Source organism: Providencia huaxiensis (assembly GCF_002843235.3).
Classification (GTDB): Bacteria; Pseudomonadota; Gammaproteobacteria; order Enterobacterales; family Enterobacteriaceae; genus Providencia; species Providencia huaxiensis.
In genome coordinates this window covers 3006341-3022961 of the sequence record NZ_CP031123.2, presented here as the reverse complement: position 1 = coordinate 3022961, position 16621 = coordinate 3006341, and the positions used below count along the sequence as shown (strand labels likewise).

18 protein-coding genes and 1 other RNA gene are annotated in these 16621 nt (G+C 41.9%); 4 read left to right on the top strand and 15 right to left on the bottom strand.

Annotation, left to right across the window (positions count from 1 at the left end):
* Nucleotides 1–25 precede the first annotated feature (25 nt).
* The 3 genes from rsmI to CYG50_RS15540 all read left to right on the top strand — a co-directional run bounded on the left by rsmI (nucleotide 26) and on the right by CYG50_RS15540 (nucleotide 2871).
* Nucleotides 26–898 (top strand): 16S rRNA (cytidine(1402)-2'-O)-methyltransferase, encoded by an 873-nt coding sequence (gene rsmI, locus CYG50_RS15550; protein WP_102137909.1) that lies wholly within the window; start codon nucleotides 26–28, stop codon nucleotides 896–898.
* A gap of 94 nt (nucleotides 899–992) precedes the next feature.
* Nucleotides 993–1366: RNase P RNA component class A (gene rnpB, locus CYG50_RS15545), an RNA gene on the top strand.
* Nucleotides 1367–1794: 428 nt separating this feature from the next.
* Complete coding sequence (locus tag CYG50_RS15540; RefSeq protein WP_168222867.1) at nucleotides 1795–2871, top strand: 4Fe-4S binding protein; 1077 nt, start codon at nucleotides 1795–1797, stop codon at nucleotides 2869–2871.
* Nucleotides 2872–2997: 126 nt separating this feature from the next.
* Here the strand turns inward: CYG50_RS15540 and dagF are convergent, their stop codons facing one another.
* From dagF to CYG50_RS15490, 10 genes are all read right to left on the bottom strand, one after another.
* Nucleotides 2998–3738 (bottom strand): 2-dehydro-3-deoxy-phosphogluconate aldolase, encoded by a 741-nt coding sequence (gene dagF / locus CYG50_RS15535; protein WP_102137907.1) that lies wholly within the window; start codon nucleotides 3736–3738, stop codon nucleotides 2998–3000.
* A gap of 1 nt (nucleotide 3739) precedes the next feature.
* Nucleotides 3740–4852, bottom strand: coding sequence for a DgaE family pyridoxal phosphate-dependent ammonia lyase (locus CYG50_RS15530; protein ID WP_102137906.1), 1113 nt, complete (start codon nucleotides 4850–4852; stop codon nucleotides 3740–3742).
* A complete protein-coding gene (locus CYG50_RS15525; RefSeq protein ID WP_102137905.1) occupies nucleotides 4836–5975 on the bottom strand; it encodes an amidohydrolase/deacetylase family metallohydrolase in 1140 nt (379 codons plus the stop codon). Before CYG50_RS15525 ends, CYG50_RS15530 begins: the two co-directional genes overlap by 17 nt.
* Before the next feature lie 128 nt (nucleotides 5976–6103).
* Nucleotides 6104–6754, bottom strand: coding sequence for a DUF4310 family protein (locus CYG50_RS15520; RefSeq protein ID WP_102137904.1), 651 nt, complete (start codon nucleotides 6752–6754; stop codon nucleotides 6104–6106).
* A 2-nt stretch (nucleotides 6755–6756) separates the two neighbouring features.
* On the bottom strand, nucleotides 6757–7548 hold the full coding sequence (locus CYG50_RS15515; RefSeq protein WP_102137903.1) for a DUF4311 domain-containing protein: 792 nt from the start codon (nucleotides 7546–7548) through the stop codon (nucleotides 6757–6759).
* A 26-nt stretch (nucleotides 7549–7574) separates the two neighbouring features.
* Entirely contained in the window at nucleotides 7575–7871 is a 297-nt protein-coding gene (locus CYG50_RS15510) for a DUF4312 family protein (protein ID WP_004258180.1), read from the bottom strand.
* The gene (locus CYG50_RS15505; protein ID WP_004258177.1) at nucleotides 7871–8236 is read right to left on the bottom strand and encodes an SFCGS family glycine-rich protein; all 366 of its coding nucleotides are present in this window, start codon (nucleotides 8234–8236) and stop codon (nucleotides 7871–7873) included. Before CYG50_RS15505 ends, CYG50_RS15510 begins: the two co-directional genes overlap by 1 nt.
* A 32-nt stretch (nucleotides 8237–8268) precedes the next feature.
* Nucleotides 8269–8607 carry a transcriptional antiterminator gene (locus CYG50_RS15500; RefSeq protein ID WP_102137902.1) on the bottom strand — a complete coding sequence of 113 codons (339 nt, stop codon included), beginning with the start codon at nucleotides 8605–8607 and terminating at the stop codon, nucleotides 8269–8271.
* A 482-nt stretch (nucleotides 8608–9089) separates the two neighbouring features.
* A complete protein-coding gene (locus tag CYG50_RS15495; protein ID WP_102137901.1) occupies nucleotides 9090–11060 on the bottom strand; it encodes a BglG family transcription antiterminator in 1971 nt (656 codons plus the stop codon).
* A 141-nt stretch (nucleotides 11061–11201) separates the two neighbouring features.
* On the bottom strand, nucleotides 11202–11903 hold the full coding sequence (locus CYG50_RS15490) for a pirin family protein (RefSeq protein ID WP_102137900.1): 702 nt from the start codon (nucleotides 11901–11903) through the stop codon (nucleotides 11202–11204).
* A 124-nt stretch (nucleotides 11904–12027) separates the two neighbouring features.
* Here CYG50_RS15490 and CYG50_RS15485 point away from each other — a divergent pair, with 124 nt between their 5' ends.
* On the top strand, nucleotides 12028–12921 hold the full coding sequence (locus tag CYG50_RS15485) for a LysR family transcriptional regulator (RefSeq protein ID WP_102137899.1): 894 nt from the start codon (nucleotides 12028–12030) through the stop codon (nucleotides 12919–12921).
* 602 nt (nucleotides 12922–13523) lie between these two features.
* Here the strand turns inward: CYG50_RS15485 and CYG50_RS15480 are convergent.
* The 5 genes from CYG50_RS15480 to CYG50_RS15460 all read right to left on the bottom strand — a co-directional run bounded on the left by CYG50_RS15480 (nucleotide 13524) and on the right by CYG50_RS15460 (nucleotide 16068).
* The gene (locus CYG50_RS15480) at nucleotides 13524–13919 is read right to left on the bottom strand and encodes a DoxX family protein (RefSeq protein ID WP_102137898.1); all 396 of its coding nucleotides are present in this window, start codon (nucleotides 13917–13919) and stop codon (nucleotides 13524–13526) included.
* A 238-nt stretch (nucleotides 13920–14157) separates the two neighbouring features.
* Nucleotides 14158–14457: a YqjK-like family protein gene (locus tag CYG50_RS15475; RefSeq protein WP_102137897.1), complete on the bottom strand. Its 300-nt coding sequence runs from the start codon at nucleotides 14455–14457 to the stop codon at nucleotides 14158–14160.
* Nucleotides 14444–14851 carry a phage holin family protein gene (locus CYG50_RS15470; RefSeq protein WP_102137896.1) on the bottom strand — a complete coding sequence of 136 codons (408 nt, stop codon included), beginning with the start codon at nucleotides 14849–14851 and terminating at the stop codon, nucleotides 14444–14446. The genes CYG50_RS15475 and CYG50_RS15470 overlap by 14 nt, the downstream gene beginning before the upstream one ends.
* A 6-nt stretch (nucleotides 14852–14857) precedes the next feature.
* Nucleotides 14858–15163, bottom strand: coding sequence for an ElaB/YgaM/YqjD family protein (locus CYG50_RS15465; protein WP_102137895.1), 306 nt, complete (start codon nucleotides 15161–15163; stop codon nucleotides 14858–14860).
* Between the two features lie 236 nt (nucleotides 15164–15399).
* Nucleotides 15400–16068 (bottom strand): DedA family protein, encoded by a 669-nt coding sequence (locus tag CYG50_RS15460; protein WP_102137894.1) that lies wholly within the window; start codon nucleotides 16066–16068, stop codon nucleotides 15400–15402.
* Between the last annotated feature and the right edge of the window lie 553 nt (nucleotides 16069–16621).

The window sequence follows — 16621 nt, the reverse complement described above, 5'->3', positions numbered from 1 at the left end:
TTAAACCGGCTATTTGGATGAAACAATGAACCAACCTAATCAAGCTGTGGTTATGGCATCCACGCTGTATATCGTTCCTACCCCAATTGGTAATATGAAGGATATCACGCAACGCGCGTTGGATGTTCTTAAACATGTTGACCTTATTGCTGCAGAGGACACTCGGCATTCAGGCATTCTATTACAGAACTTTGCGATAAATGCACGGTTGTTTGCTCTGCATGATCATAATGAACAGCAAAAGGCAGATCAATTAATTAGTCTACTTCAACAAGGCGATAGTATCGCATTAGTCTCCGATGCTGGTACACCTTTAATTAATGATCCGGGTTATCATCTCGTCAATCGTTGCCGCGAAGCGGGTATTCGAGTTGTACCTTTACCGGGGCCTTGTGCCGCTATCACTGCGTTATCTGCCGCAGGTTTGCCCTCAGACCGTTTTTGTTATGAAGGATTTTTACCCGCAAAAACAAAAGGCCGTAAAGATGTTTTACAATCACTCGAACAAGAAACTCGCACGCTGATTTTCTATGAATCAACCCACCGTTTGTTAGACAGTTTAGCAGATATGGTGGAAGTCTGGGGACCGGAGCGCCATGTTGTTTTAGCGCGAGAAATCACTAAGACGTGGGAGTCCATTGAAGGCCGCCCCGTAGGGGAGTTGCTCGCTTGGGTAAAAGAAGATGAGAATCGTCACCGCGGCGAAATGGTGTTAATTGTTGAAGGGTATAAGAAGCCTGAAGATGATTCTGCAATTTCACCGGATGTGGTTCGTACCTTGAATTTATTACAAAAAGAGTTACCACCGAAAAAAGCGGCTGCAATCACGGCTGAAATTTATGGCCTCAAGAAAAATATGTTGTATAAATTGATGCTTGATAATCAAGCTGATGAATGATTCTTGAGCAAATAGACGAGTTCATTTATATAAGTGGTAAATGAAAGTCGTTAGAGTCTGTACAAGACACAGTAAAGTGCCTATAATTCGCCGCGGAGTTGGCCAGACAACCGCTGCTTTATCGTAGTCCCTTCGGGAGACGGGTAGAGGGGAGGAAAGTCCGGGCTCCATAGGGCAGGGTGCCAGATAACGTCTGGGAGGCGCGAGCCTACGACTAGTGCAACAGAGAGCAAACCGCCGATGGCCTGTTTACAGGATCAGGTAAGGGTGAAAGGGTGCGGTAAGAGCGCACCGCGCGACTGGTAACAGTTCGTGGCACGGTAAACTCCACCCGGAGCAAGACCAAATAGGGGTTCATATGGTGCGGCCCGCATTGAACTCGGGTAGGTTGCTGGAGCCAGTGCGCAAGTGCTGGCCTAGATGAATGGTTGTCCATGACAGAACCCGGCTTATCGGCCAACTCCCTTTTTTCTTCATATTTCGCGCTGTACCTTTGTTGGCTGCATTCAGCAACTCGAGTCACATACTGGTGTATGCTCCTTTTTTTCGTCATACTTCAAGCTGTGCCTGTGTTGGCTTCATTCGTCAACCCTAGTCACATACTGGTGTATGCTCCTAGGGATTTCCTCATTTTGCCGCCGTGGCACAACTCGAATTATTTAGAAAAAATCATAATCTTTTTATTTAATATCAAAATACTTATCTTGTTTGTCTTCACCATTCGCTGTATCAAAGTATCAAAGTATCAAAGTATCAAAGTATCAAAGTATCAAAGTATCAAAGTATCAAAGTATCAAAGCATCAAGATCATAACCCTCTGATGCAAATCAATACGCTCTCTGAATATGTAAATAGAATAGTGGTATTTATAATGCATGTTAAAGAGATGTGCGGACATGATAGAAAAACCACGTATAAGGTACCAACGTCGCCCCGGTACAACAGGAGGAAAGCTTCCTTGGAATGATTGGCGAAACGCGTCAACTTGGCGTAAATTTGTACAGGTAACACTGTTAGCAATTAACCTTTATATCGGTATTACTTTCTATTACTGGGTTCGTTACTACGAAACGGGTGGGGCAACCCTTTATCTTCCTCGCCCTGGTGGAATTGAAGGCTGGCTGCCGATTGCTGGGCTAATGAATTTAAAATATACGTTGGAAACGGGCAGCTTTCCTGTCATTCATGCGGCCTCAATGTTTCTTTTAGTTTCTTTTATCGTGATTAGCTTGCTGTTCAAAAAAGCATTCTGTTCATGGATGTGCCCGATTGGCACAATATCAGAGTACACAGGTAAGTTAGGGAAAAAACTCTTTCGTTATCAAAACCAAATCAGTTTACCTAAATGGCTCGATATCCCTTTAAGAGGCCTAAAATATTTATTATTAGGTTTCTTTCTTTATATTGCATTTTCCATGTCTGCGCAGATGATCCAATATTTTATGATGTCCCCTTATGGGATCATTATTGACGTAAAAATGTTGGATTTCTTTCGCTATATTAGCTTATTTGCGCTTATCACTGTGGTCGTTTTAGTGGTGGCAAGCTTGTTTATTCGTAACGCTTGGTGCCGTTATTTATGTCCTTATGGTGCATTATTAGGGCTATTTTCGTTATTTTCACCGTTTAAAATTCGCAGAAACAGGGAAAACTGCATTGATTGTGGAAAATGTGCGAAAAATTGCCCGTCACGGATCCCTGTCGACAAGTTAATTACGGTAAAAACAGTGGAGTGCACGGGATGTATGACGTGCGTGGAATCTTGCCCTGTTGCATCAACGCTAGATTTCTCATTGCAAGTGCCAACAAAAAAACGTCAGTTTCGGTTATCGGGTATGCTGATGGCCATTTTAACCTTAGCAATTTTATTTATAACCATTGGAATTGCCATGTATTTTGGCGTTTGGGGTAGCCCAGTGCCTGATAATTATTGGTTTCATATTATACCGAATGCAAGAACGATAGGTCATTAACTCATAGTAAAAAATCCCCCGCTCATATTTGATGAGTGGGGGATTTATTGTTTCGTCATTGTGACAATGACTTATATTATAACGTCTCGCTTATATTTATTTTCTTACTTACTACTCACTACCGCATCAATTAACCGCTTGCTTAACCATCTGCAATAATTGACGCACATCTTCTGGACGAGTATTGCCCGACTCTTTATCAATGATTGAACTATAAATATGAGGAATGATTTTCTTCACGCCAGCATCGAGAGCAATTTGCAAAATTTCGGCAAAATTATCTAAATCAATACCGCCTGTAGGCTCTAAAGAAAAATCAAATTCAGCACACGCTTTGGCGATGGCTTTATATTCTTCAATATAAGTTAGCCCTTTCATATTAAAGAATTTAACAGAGTCAGCTCCCATGTCTTTAAGCATCATAATGGCAGTTTCAATCGGCACAATGCCATCTGGCGCTTGAGAACTTAGTGGGCCAGTTGAAATTTTAACCATACCAACGGTACCTGTTGGTGAAATCAATGCGTTAACGAAGGTTTCATTTTGGCCTAACAATGCACGGCTAATCGGTGCACCAGTAAAGACTTGGTTTACGTGCTGTGGCTGAACTTCTTTTGAAATCAACGATACCATAGTGGATTGGTTTGGATCGCCAGCACCAAGGCCAACAGATAACGCATTATCCGTTTCTTGTGCATAAATGCGCATATCAGCAATCGCGCTTTCTAAATCAGGGTAATTTTTAGATAAAACACCAACAACAACAAAGGTTTCTGCTGCGGCATAGATATCTTTTGCATTTTGATGGCTGCCCGCCAAAACGTTTAAACAGACACGGTCACGATAAAAATTCGGTGACAATTTCATCTTAAATTCCTTCTACTAACAAACGAATATTCTTTGAAATAACATTAAGTTGCTCAGTACTGACACTACGAATGTCAGCTTCTACTTTTCCTTCGTTGGCTTTGTATTCACGGAAGTAAATCGCGGTATCACCTTGCTTTAATTCAGCCATGATTTGGTAAGTGGTTTTGCCTATCGTTTTTTCATCAAAGCTAATTTCAGTGCGAGCAATATCACGTCCCGCAGCATCCCAGACGATTTGGGCGGAGATACCTTTAATTGCATTCAAATCGCTGATGAATTGACTCATTCGATTGACCATCTCTGCGCCCGTCTCTTTTGTCGCAGTGAGATACTGTTCGATAGCAAGGGTGAGGCCCAAAATACCTTCTTTGCCCACTTTCATCGCACGGCCAATACCTTGGCTTTGGCGTTTTATCCACTCAACATACTGTTTTTTACCGATAACAAGGCCGCTTGTTGGGCCTTCAATCGCTTTTGCGCCACTGTAAATCACAATATCACCACCAGCTTGGTAGTAAGCCGTGAGCTCTTCTTCAGCAGCAGCATCAACAATCAGAGGGAGCTGGTGGTCATGAGCCACTTTGGCGGCTTGTTCAACCGTCAACATGCTTTTTTGTACGGTATGGTGCGATTTGATATACAAAATAGCAGCGGTATTGGGGGTGATTTTTGCAGCTAATTGAGCAGCGTTGCACTCATTAGCAAAACCCGCTTCTACCACTTTACCACCACCTAAGCTCACCATTGTGTCGACAGGGGCTCCAAAGTTAACGTTATGGCCTTTAGGTAAAATAATTTCACGTGGAACCACTTTGTCGGATGAATGCAAATTGAGCAGTAAATCATCGTCATCTTGTACAATGACTGCCGCAACCGCTTGTGCAATACCAGCAGATGCACAGGAAACAACAACTGCAGCTTCAACGTTTAATAGACTAGCAATGTATTCGCCAGTTTTGTTAACTAAGTCTTTAATTTCAAAATAATTATTTAGGCCGTAAGCAACACGTTCGACAACTTCTGGCGTTGGCGTTGAAACACCAAGGATTGTCATGCGGCCAGAAGCATTAATAACGTGTTTTAACTGATATTTATCATAAATCGATTGCATGTTCGGATTCACCTTGTGCATGAATAATGTGTTTTCCACCGACAATAGCGGCCAGCGGTACGAAGCGGTGTGTGCCTATACGCTGTTCGCCTTCTGCATCGGTGAGCTCAGTTTGCTCTTCTTTGAGGTCAAAAAGGGTAATGTCGGCATCAAAGCCTGGCCTTAAATACCCTTTCGCTGGCAAAGATAAGAAATTGGCCGCTTTTTCGGTCACACAGCGAAGCACTTGTTCCGCACTAAAACCCATACACAGGAATTTAGTCATCACAAAAGCGAGACTATAAACTGGGCCATTAACGCGGTTGCGGTGGTAAATATCTGAACTGATGATGTCAGGGTAAGTGCCGATACGCATTGCTTGTTCGGTAACTTTAAAGCTGAAACTTTCACCACCATGGCCAACATCCAATATGACACCGCGCGCTAAAGCGCGAGCAATTGACGGTTTTAGATAGCCATCTTCGCCTAAAATTTTATTGGGTTTACCGTTAAAGCAGTGAGTGATGATATCGCCGCGCGTCAGTAAGTCAGCGACTTCATCGATATCCGGTGGGTTGTTGCCAATGTGTACCATGAGTGGAAGATGATGTTTTTTTTGCATTTCTTTGGCTTTAACCAGTGGGGCAATGCCATTTTCACCCACCACGCTTTTACTCATACGGGCTTTCATACCAACGACAAAGCCTGAGTGGCGTTCGATAGCGTCTTGAAAGCAGGTTTCATTGATGTTGTTCATATCGGACAGTTCATTTTGTGCAATGATGCCAATACGCGAAATATTCAGCAGAGAAAAGACATTCGTTTTTGATTTCTGGGTGAGCTGATAAAATTTATCAATATCATCAGCACCGACACTACCTGCATCAACCAGTGAGGTAACTCCGCCAGCGGCTCCTGCTAAATCAGGGTCATCGAAGTAAATAGGTGACTCAACAAAGCAATGAGCATGAGAGTCAATCCACCCAGCACTGACATAAGTTTTTCCTTGTAGGTCAATGACTTTTTCGGCTTGCTGATTATTCGCTAACTCAGGGCCTGCCGCTTCGATTTTTCCATCTCTAATAAGAATGTCGATTATGGTGCCATCGATACATTTGCCATGCTTGATGATTAGGGTGTACATAGTTGTCCTCTTTATGATGTCAACCGCAGCGTTGTTGTTTACTCTTATGCTACTCTTTGAACTATTTCGAGCCTGTTTTTAATGATGTTATTTAGTAACCCGGAGCAGATGCTCCGGGAGGATACGAGTTAGGCGACGATTGGGAAGAAATAACCGAACAACATCGCCCCTAAAATTGCCCCGCCGGCAACGGGTTTTTGCCATACATAGAAAATCAATGCGCCAATTAAAGAGCCAATTCCGATTGGAATGGATGCGGCCATCGCGGCTAAAATAATTAGTGGACCTAAGAAACGGCCGGAGGTATTACCCGCACCCATCATGACGTCAGCACCAAAGGTTGAGTTAGCCTGAGCAATCGTGAATTTACGTGCAAATACAATCAGTAAGCCGATTAATACGCCAAGAAATAAGCCAGTTAGTAACGACATCCAGAAGTTAGTGACTAAAAAATCCCAACCCGCGGCTAAAAATAAGGCGGGAACACCGAGGCCAATACCGGTTTGTAGCGCGCCACCGATATCTAAAATACCTACCAGTGAGCCTTCGATAATCCGAGCAAATAGGAAACTCGCACCAAATGCGGCAACCGCACCATAAACTCCGGTATCTAAGCCCGCACGTAACATGGCGACGAACGCCACTTCGTTAAATGCTCCAAAGCCGTAGACGACATACATGTGGGTACCTGCGAAGCTCCCCGCTGATAACAGCCCAACAAAAATCGGGAAGGACCACTCTGCATACCAAAAATCTTGTTTGTTAATTTCAGTTGTCATGATTATTTCCCGCTCAGCAGACCGTGGACGTATTCAAGCCACAATGGTTTATCTAGGTTGAAAGAGGTGATCATCTTCAGGTCGAATTCACGGAAGAAGCCGCTAAGAACAAACAGCAGAACGACTGTTACCATCATTGTGCGAGTGATACGGTTCCAGCCGTTGTCATCAACGCCTTTACCGATCAAGATACCTAAAACTAAACCAGGGATGGCATTACCCATGATTAATTGGGCACAACCACCAAATAGCGTTGCCCAGAAACCTGAACGGCGGCCTGCATCCATAGCGGCTAACCAGAAGATAACTGGCATCACTGTGTTAACGAGCAAGTTTGCGGCAGGCACTAGTACGTTAATGGCTGTTGTTTGCAGAGCAGCCGGAACTGCAGAAGCGGTAGTGTTCAAGAAGGCAACAACGAGTGCCCCGATGATGGCACAAGCGATAGCCATTTTTTTCGGGTTATGCAGTGTGTCAGCAACGCTACGGTTTTTGGTTAGTAACGCTGCGGCCCCCCAGTTTGGGATGATGCGGTGGTCAACGTCTTGTGTAAATGCCCCTGCAGCAACTGACGATGCCCATGCGTTAAAGAAGAACCCTAAGCCGAAAGAAAAGTGAGATGCGGGATCGCCTTCACAAGCGTTCAGCTCACCCAATGTACGGAATGCCCCCATGCCCTGTATGGTTGGCGCGTGGAACATACGCGCAGCCCCTGCGCCTAAGCCAAAGCCGCAGAGCCCACCGATGATTAGGGACATACCCAATATTTCTAAAAAAGATGCAGTTTCACTCATGGAATTAACTCCAGACCTGATTGCTATTATTGTTCTGTAAATGGTATTTCGTTGACAGAAAGTAAAGTGACATCCAGCGAAACGTCGAGTACAACACGAAAATGTTCACGTTTGCGTGGCAAAAAGAGAAAGAGAAATTTTTCTGTCCGCGAATGAGAGTGAGCACTAATCACTTCAACATCCTTTGGTTCTATCCGTAGGATGATGTCTGTGCTGTTTTTAAGTACGGTTTTTTGAATTGAATTTAAGGCGTCAGCTATCGCTTTTTGCTTAGTGTCGCCTTGCCCTGTTACCCGCACAACCGTTTCGATAGATTTTTTCATTAAGCGTTGCCGTATTTTTTATTGAATGCTTTTACCAAGCGCTCGCCTAACTCTTCCTTGTCCATAAAACCGAAACCTAATACATTGCAACCGTCTGCAATCGCGGTTTCTCCCTCTTCAATAGAGCGCATCCCATAGCGAGCTTTATAGCCATATTTCGTTTGAGCGGTAATTGCGCCAGCGCCACCACTACCACAAAATGAGATACCTAAATCAGCTTGCTCTGCGTTCATGACATCACCGAGTTTCATGTCAGCAGCGACACCCGGAACAACAACAGCTTTACCACCGGCAGCTTCAACACCTGCAGCCACTTTTTGGCCTTTACCTAAACGGTCACCGATAACAACAACTATCTGTTTCATAAAATATTCTCCAAATCCTACAAAATTAGTAATTAATCATTTGAACGTGCGACTTCAAAGTGAACAGAGAGTAAATAGGTCTCTTCAGGTGCTAAACCGGGAAGTGTGTCAACGACCCGTTGTGCGAGCGTAATCGAATGTTCAGAAATTTCATCGAATAGGCTGATATCGACTTCTGGTAAGGCTTCACCCGTTTTTGCTCTACCGACCATGGCACGTAAATGAGACTCCAACATTTGTTGTTGTACATCTGTGGTATAGCAGCCCTCCTGCTTGAGCCAGTCAGTAATCACTGCTAGCAGTTTTTGTGTCACCTCATCAATATCAAGGTTATGTTCTAACATTTTAAAAACGACAACTGATTCACTCATAACTATTTAAAATCCAAAGTAATATTGCAAGTTAGACTACTCTGTTCCTTCATGTCTTATACATTAGACGCTTATTCGTATTTTTTGCAGGCAGGGAATTTCCACTTGTAAGTGGAAATTGTTTGGAAGCTAACGAGTGTATATTTGGTGTGTTTTTTGTTCTATTTGGAAATTAAGTGGAAAAATTGACATTAATCAACTCTCTAAAAAGGATAAAAATAACAATACTGTGAATAAAATATGTTATTTATCAATTGATTATTTTTTTAACTAAAAAATGGAAATAAAAAAATGGACTGGAAATGAAAGTGGAAATTATAAATGGAAATTATTTTACATTAGTTGTAATTGCTTCCACTTAGTCGTTTTGTGTGTAAAACAGGCCGTTTAGGATAGGAAAATATTTGTGAGAGTTGTGCTTAGGATCACGTAAAAATCAGCAACCTCCTCTTTTCCGCTAAAAAGTGGAAGTTGCTATCAAATTAAAGGATACGCGCTAAGCTATCTTTAGCTATCACCTGGAATTCATTGAAATTTTTGACACTGACTAAGCGACGAGTCGTTTTTTCTTTTACAAAGGTAACGAATAAATCATAAATAGCCATTGCTTCTTCATAGTCTGTTTTACTTATCGCGAGTAAGAAAATGACATAAGCGTTCTCTTTGGTTTCTTTATTCCACTCAATGCCTTTGGGGGCGACAACGGTTGCAACTACCGTTTTATTGGCAAGTAGCCCTAAAGAGTGGGGCAATGCAATGCCTTCCCCGAGCAATGTGGAAACAATTGACTCACGCTCTTGCAGTGAAGGGTAAAAATCGGGTGTGACATAGCCTTCTTGCTGTAATTTATGGCAAACCATTTGAAAGAGCGCTTCTTGGCTAATTTTTTCATTAATGACCATGAAGAACCGTTCATCAAAAAAACGCTCGATAATATAAGGGCGAGTTTGGTCAACCATGGCGAGGCGGCCAACTTGCTCTAGCTGATAGGGGGTCGGAAAAGGCGCGATTTTAATGACAGGCTTGTTTTTCTCTGAAATTCGCACCGTGGTAATGACGAAATCTTCAGAGACTTCATCCAAGGACTCGTACTCTTGTAACGTTAACCCTCGGCTAAATTTGAGCTGTGGAAATTCACGCATGATTTTAGATTCAACCACGCGAAACGTGGAGTTTCCTGCATCTGTTACCACCAGTACTTCCGTTTGTCGTATTGAGCCTGCGCCATAATTTCTTTCAAGACTGACACCGATATGCACCGCTAAATAACCTAATTCGTCCTCGCTGATTGGATGAGGGAGTAACTGCTTGCTGGCACTGGTCAACGCGCTCAGTGTGACATCATAGGCAAAAGGATAATATTGTTTAATATCAGAAAGTAATGGATTTGGTGTGGAAATATGGTATTGCAAGCGAGTAATCAACGCAGCGAGATGCGTATTGAGATCTTTTTTGAGTTTTTCATCATTACGCAAATCATAATTATATAATTCATTAATATAATTTAAAATATATTCGCATAGCTCATTATGCGTTCCATTTTTTTGCGTGCTAGAGTCTTGGTGACTAATGCGTTGGGCGATAATTTGGTCATGTAAATAGCTAAGTTCTGCCCCTGAAAGGTCATTACCAAGGAAGTAGATTAATCCTTTAGATATTTCACCACAGGCTTTGCGGATTGCTTCTTCACTGTCATCATCTTTGACAGCAGTGGTGAGTTCATGGCCGCGAGTGATACGTAAAATAGTGACTGCACAATTAAAAACCAAGTACAAATGCCCTTCATTACTAATACGAATATCAAAGCGATTCATACTGTTATGCAAAACTTTATCGATGTATGTCAGGTCTAAATTATCAAGGCAATCAGGGCGGAAAGTGGTTAAATCAGGCGTTATCTGTGCGGAATAACGACGCCATAAAGTTTCGGTCATACAAGCTCGAACCGCCCACTCGCTACCGTTTAAACGAATGCCTTGATGAGGAATACTTTCTAACGCAATTTGGTATTTTTGAAGCTGTTCTCGCACTGCGCCCATATCTTGCTGTAATGTACCGCGGCTGATAAACCACTCTTCAGCGATATCATCAAGCTTTACGGGGAGTGATAGCATTAAGAGCTTTAATAGCAGCGCATCAATGCGCTCTTTGCTCGTACGAGGAATATGATTGTCTTCATCATTTTGCTGCGTAAAAGTGGCAAATAGGGCTTCATCTTCAATTTTCAATCGGTAACCACGACCTCGCTCATACACAATATGTGCACTATATGGCTGTATCAATTCATTGATTTCATTGATATCAGAACGAATAGTTCGAGTAGAAACCGAAAAATTTTTTGCTAATTCGTCTTGAGGCACAACCTCATTAAGAATTTGAGCAAAAATTTGATTATGTCGCTGTTGAGTGAATAGAGCCACGGAAACACCTTTAAAATCAAAACAAAAAAGCATTTGAGCAAGAAAATTACGTGTTTTTTGCTCGCTAATGGCAGGACTCTAACACAAGCGTGTCAATATGTAGGATATGTAAATCATGAAATTTGCGAATCCGTTCGCAAAATTCATGCTGTTATAGCTGGAAGGGGGGAGTTTTTATTCCCCAAGGTCGATTAACAGGCCTCTAAACGGTTTATCTGCACTAATGATGACTTGATTATCGTCTTGGATAAACGCCCCGTCATTGCAATTCATTCCTAACTGCTCGCCTTTTGGTGTACGCAATGTTGCTCCACCATGTATAGATTGAAGGAATGAGTTCCTTCCTTTTAGCGTTATCGATGATGACTCATTGGCTGCCAAATGAATTTGGGTGATCCAAATTTGTTGACGTAATTGAATACTTTGTTCCTCCCCGTCAGGAGATGCGATAAGTTTGTTCTCATTTTCATTAATGGTTATTTTTTGCAAAGGTAACGATTCTTGCTGTGGGCAAGCATTTAGCCAGAGCTGTAAACGCGTTAGCGGTGTTTTGGGACACACATTTTGTTCACTGTAGCTGAGGTCTGGGCGCGGTGAAAAACGCACACATTCACCTTCATTCGCTTGGATAGTATTACCTGAGCTATCACGATACTCCGCATGCCCTTTTAGGATGATATTTAAGATATCGACATGTGGGTAGGTTCTTGGCTGTAATGCATTTTGTGGCGCGATAACTTCTTGATTCAGCACTCTGAGTGTTTTAAAACCCATAAAGTCTGGGTCAAAATAATGACCAAATGAAAAGGAATAACGCGCTTGTAGCCAACCATAATCAGCTTTGCCGCAATGATTAGCGGGTCTTAGTATCATCATAATGGTTAACCCCCTATCGAAAATAAATAAGTTAATAATCTATTGTTATAATAAATAGCTGGACGTTGAATTGTTAGCCAGTTAATCTGTTTCCCTTGTTCAAATTTCCTGAAAGAGAAGCTTCATGAGTAAAGAGAGAGCATTAACACTTGAATCATTAAGGGTTATGGATGCAATCGACCGCCGTGGTAGTTTTGCTGCAGCCGCTGAAGAATTGGGGCGAGTTCCTTCTGCGCTGAGTTATACCATGCAAAAATTAGAAGAAGAGCTCGATGTCATTTTATTTGACCGTTCAGGGCATAGAACTAAGTTTACTAATGTCGGTAGGATGTTACTTGATAGAGGGAGGATCCTACTTGAAGCCGCTGATAAGCTAACATCTGATGCAGAAGCCCTGGCAAAAGGATGGGAAACGCATTTAACCATCGTGTGCGAGGCGCTAGTTCCTGCTCATTCTCTTTTTCCGCTGGTGGAACGATTGGCGGAAAAATCAGAAACACAGTTATCTTTAATTACTGAGGTTTTAGCGGGCGCATGGGAGCGCCTTGAAAGTGGTAAAGCGGATATCGTGATTGCCCCTGATATGCATTTCCGATCATCTTCAGAGATTAACTCTAAATCGTTATATACCATTAATCATATTTACGTGGCGAGTCCGGATCATCCCATTCACCAAGAGCCAGAACCGTTATCTGATGCGACTCGAGTGAAGTACCGTGGGATCGCAGTGGCTGATACCGCACGTGAGCGGCCTGTGATAACGGTGCAGTTGTTGGATAAGCAACAACGATTAACGGTGTCGACGATTGAAGATAAACACAATGCACTGTTGGCCGGCCTTGGTGTTGCGACGATGCCGTACCCAATGGTTGAGCAAGATATTCGTGAAGGGCGTTTGAAGGTGGTTGGCGCTGAGTTCAGCCATGAGACGAATATTATTATGGCGTGGCGTAGAGATAGTATGGGGGAGGCTAAGTCGTGGTGTCTCCGAGAGATCCCCAAATTATTTAGAGTGTAAACTCGTTATATTTTGAGCCGTAGGGGTGTTGGCTTCATTGAGTCACCCGAGTCACATACTTATGTATGCTCACGGGATGACTCAATTTGCCGCCTACCTACAACTCAAACTATTTAGAGTTTACGAGTAAGGTTTGCTGGTAGCGATTCAAAAGAGTAAAACTATCTCAGTCATAGCTCAGTTGTAGCACGAATTATTTAGAAGTTAGCCCGTAGCTGAAAAAATAAATTGAGACTCATTTGCTGCCTACCTACAACTCAAACTATTTAGAGTTTACGAGTAGGGTTTGCTGGTAGCGGTTCAAAAGAGTAAAACTATCTCAGTCATAGCTCAGTTGTAGCACGAATTATTTAAAAGTTAGCCCGTAGCTGAAAAAATAAATTGAGACTCATTTGCCGCCTACCTACAACTCAAACTATTTAGAGTTTACGAGTAAGGTTTGATTATGCAGCCCCCTAAAACAATAACTGAAAACTCCTTACCCAAATAAATTTCCTTTAGCTGAGCCAAAACCTTTATTTTAGGCAAAAAAATACCTCCCGAAGGAGGTACAAATTGGACAAAAATAAACTAAATCAATAAGGGTGATAATGAAATCGGAGTTACCATTTTTTATTTAATAAATGGTCAATACTAAATTTCCCTGGGCCAGTCACAGCTAACAGTAAGAAACCGCCTGCAATAGTAAAGTTTTTCATAAACATTAAGCTATTTGGTGCCACGCTAAAGTCGATATGGAACAGTAGCGCCGTTAATACGGTAAAGCCTGCAGTAAATAGGGCCACAGTTCGAGTTAAGAAACCGAACAGAATGGCTAGGCCACCACCAAGTTCTAATAAAATGGTTAGCGGTAATAAAAAGCCTGGAACACCCATTGCTTGCATGTATTGCTGTGTTCCTGCGTATGCATCTCCCAGTTTTCCATACCCAGCAACAATGAACAGAATTGGCATCATAATACGAGCTAACAATACCGCACCACTTTCTAAATTTTTCATTAAGATTCTCCAGACTAATAAGCCATTAAATATAAATTATTTGCGATATGTGTCGCTTTGTAATGTTGTTTTCAGCACAAATAGGCAAGAAAACATTTGATGGACTTATAGTAGTCATTTGCTTTTTCAATAAAAAGCAAAGCTTATTAACAAAGATAGTCAAAAAAATTGAATGGAGATGGAGGAGGAACTAGCTAAAGTGAAGAGGTTTAATTTAACATATTGATTTTAATTGAAACTATTTCTTTCCTGCATTGATCGTACTTTGAATTGTTCTGGCTATGCCCCACATCGTGAAGGCTTTTTTCCCTAATTGGAGTATGCGCTGTGGTCTTTTCAGTGAATAAATTGAAAGCAGGCCTGTTGCCGCAATAAATAAAGGGCGGAAGGTAACCAAGGTTTTCCATGTGCGGTCATAAGGGGCTGTCACATGTAGCCAATCTTCAGAACTTGCAGCAAGGTCGCTCCGTTGCTGCTCAATTCTGTTGAGTAATCGCTGTTTTTTTGCGGCAAGTAATTGGCGTTTATTTCTGGTCATTATCCTTACCTGCTAATGCACTTGCATCTTGACTTAATTGCTCCCGTGTGGAGCTCAATAAGGTAGATTGTTTCGCTTTTTTGAGAGCCCAAATAGCAAAAATAATGGCGAGTAGAACTAAACATCCTGTTGTTATCGCCAGGGCTTGATAACGATAAATAGGGTCTACAGACCAAAAAATGAGTCCAATTAGACACATTAGACCAAAAGCAGTAAAAAGAAGCGCTAGCCCAACTAACAATAGCAGTTGGATAAAATTAACTTTTTCTTCTTCAAGCTCAACAGCAATGAGCTGAAGGCGAGTTTCAACAATATTAACGGTGATACTCGCGATACGCTGTAGTATTTCAAGGACCCCTTTACCGGGGCCCTGACGTTGTTGATTTTGTTCCATAAGTCATTAACGTTTCGCGAGAAGTACGCCAAGAACCACACCAACAGCAGCACCGATACCGATACCAGTCCATGGGTTTTCTTTGACATAGTTGTCTGCGCGGCCCGCAATTTCTTTAGTTTGTTCAGTGATCCTTTCAGTCGTTTGACCGAGTTTAGCGCGAGATGAGCAAAGTGCGTCTTTCGCTTTGGATTTCAAGCTTTCAATCTCTTCTTTCGATTTCTCGCCTGTATCATTCAATACAGCTTCAAGAGAGTCAGCTAACGCTTTGAGTTCTGCGCGTAGGTCTTCTGATGAATGATTTGATGACATGTAGAACCTCCTATCAATAGAAAAGAAACTTCACTGTATTAACAATAACCGTTTTTACATTAAGTGCAATGAGTTATTCAACAATAAATTGTGGGCTCAGAAAAAATGTAAAAAACAGTATTAAGGAAAATATTTTTATTTTCAGTGGTTTATCTTTGTTGGGGTGAGCCGAAATATTGAGAGGTAAAATTAAGTAAAAATGAAAATGCGAGAACAGGGCGTTCCCGCACGGAGGATTAATTTACTTTTTTATTTGAAAACTTTTTCTTGACGACAACGGCAATGCTACCAATTAGGCCAAGGATCAGTAGCCCTACAGGGATCAACATCAAAATATTCATAATATGATGTTCATATTGTAGGAAAATCGGGCTTTTACCAAAGCCATAACCAATCGCAGTCAAAATTAACACCCACAGTAAGCCACTTAACCAATTAAATACTTGGAAACGACCATTTTGCAAGCCTGCAAGGCCTGCGATAGTTGGAAGTAGTGTTCTGACAAAAGCTAAAAAACGGCCAATTAATAAGGCAGCGAGGCCATGACGGTGGAACAAGCCATAAGCGCGTTGGTGGTAGTGTTCAGGTAAGTGCGCTAGCCAGCCTTTAACAATTCGTGTGTTACCCAGCCATCGCCCTTGTATATAACCAACCCAGCAGCCTAAACTGGCACCAGCGGTTAAAATGACGATGGTGAGCGGATAACTTAACGCGCCTTTAGCGATGAGTACACCAACTAAAATCAATAAGCTATCACCAGGTAAAAACGCTGCAGGCAATACCCCGTTTTCAAGAAACAAGATAGCGAACAGCATGAAGTAAATCGACCACACTAACGCAGGGTTAGATAAGGTGACATAATCTTGGTGCCAAAGGGCGAAAAAAAGTTCTTTAACTAATTCCATTAATGTTTCCTAAACGGCAATAACAGCAACAAACTTGTTGTTGGGCAGGGAGAAATGGATTAAGTGAATGCCAAAGTGAAAGTAGTGTTTCCTCAGGCTGTTAGTGTAAAGCACGCTCACTTTAACAAAACAGAAAATAACTAAACAGCAAATTTTAAGCTTATTTTTAGAATTCATTTAAGTTTTGGTTTATTTTTACAATTTATCGTGTGGTATGTAACGATGTAAAGTGCTTAAAAACGGCGTTTAGCCTGTTTTTTTTCTCAGAGTATGCGAAATATACTGGTTAATTTATCTTTTAATGTAAAAAAATAACGATAAAACAATAACGGCTAATTATTGCATTTTAAGACTATTTACCGTATCTTATCGCCATAGCAAAGGGGAGTAACTTCTTCTTGTCGGTTTATCGTCATTACGGTGTACATATTACACCCGGTAGCCGAGCACCACAGTTCCCTATTTTTGGGGTGTTTGTGTTGTAAGTGAGACCTTGCCAGAAGGCGGGGTTTGCTCATAATTTACAACCAAAAGAAATAACTTGTGGTTAACG

Excerpts from the sequence above, each read along its gene's own strand:
- CYG50_RS15530 (WP_102137906.1), bottom strand. The coding sequence starts at position 4,852 with ATGCAATCGATTTATGATAAATATCAGTTAAAACACGTTATTAATGCT.
- CYG50_RS15500 (WP_102137902.1), bottom strand. The coding sequence starts at position 8,607 with ATGAGTGAATCAGTTGTCGTTTTTAAAATGTTAGAACATAACCTTGAT.
- CYG50_RS15485 (WP_102137899.1), top strand. The coding sequence starts at position 12,028 with ATGAGTAAAGAGAGAGCATTAACACTTGAATCATTAAGGGTTATGGAT.
- CYG50_RS15510 (WP_004258180.1), bottom strand. The coding sequence starts at position 7,871 with ATGAAAAAATCTATCGAAACGGTTGTGCGGGTAACAGGGCAAGGCGAC.
- CYG50_RS15475 (WP_102137897.1), bottom strand. The coding sequence starts at position 14,457 with ATGACCAGAAATAAACGCCAATTACTTGCCGCAAAAAAACAGCGATTA.
- CYG50_RS15540 (WP_168222867.1), top strand. The coding sequence starts at position 1,795 with ATGATAGAAAAACCACGTATAAGGTACCAACGTCGCCCCGGTACAACA.
- dagF (WP_102137907.1), bottom strand. The coding sequence starts at position 3,738 with ATGAAATTGTCACCGAATTTTTATCGTGACCGTGTCTGTTTAAACGTT.
- CYG50_RS15460 (WP_102137894.1), bottom strand. The coding sequence starts at position 16,068 with ATGGAATTAGTTAAAGAACTTTTTTTCGCCCTTTGGCACCAAGATTAT.
- CYG50_RS15465 (WP_102137895.1), bottom strand. The coding sequence starts at position 15,163 with ATGTCATCAAATCATTCATCAGAAGACCTACGCGCAGAACTCAAAGCG.
- CYG50_RS15515 (WP_102137903.1), bottom strand. The coding sequence starts at position 7,548 with ATGAGTGAAACTGCATCTTTTTTAGAAATATTGGGTATGTCCCTAATC.
- CYG50_RS15505 (WP_004258177.1), bottom strand. The coding sequence starts at position 8,236 with ATGAAACAGATAGTTGTTGTTATCGGTGACCGTTTAGGTAAAGGCCAA.
- CYG50_RS15480 (WP_102137898.1), bottom strand. The coding sequence starts at position 13,919 with ATGAAAAATTTAGAAAGTGGTGCGGTATTGTTAGCTCGTATTATGATG.
- rsmI (WP_102137909.1), top strand. The coding sequence starts at position 26 with ATGAACCAACCTAATCAAGCTGTGGTTATGGCATCCACGCTGTATATC.
- CYG50_RS15470 (WP_102137896.1), bottom strand. The coding sequence starts at position 14,851 with ATGGAACAAAATCAACAACGTCAGGGCCCCGGTAAAGGGGTCCTTGAA.
- CYG50_RS15495 (WP_102137901.1), bottom strand. The coding sequence starts at position 11,060 with ATGCTTTTTTGTTTTGATTTTAAAGGTGTTTCCGTGGCTCTATTCACT.
- CYG50_RS15490 (WP_102137900.1), bottom strand. The coding sequence starts at position 11,903 with ATGATGATACTAAGACCCGCTAATCATTGCGGCAAAGCTGATTATGGT.
- CYG50_RS15520 (WP_102137904.1), bottom strand. The coding sequence starts at position 6,754 with ATGACAACTGAAATTAACAAACAAGATTTTTGGTATGCAGAGTGGTCC.
- CYG50_RS15525 (WP_102137905.1), bottom strand. The coding sequence starts at position 5,975 with ATGTACACCCTAATCATCAAGCATGGCAAATGTATCGATGGCACCATA.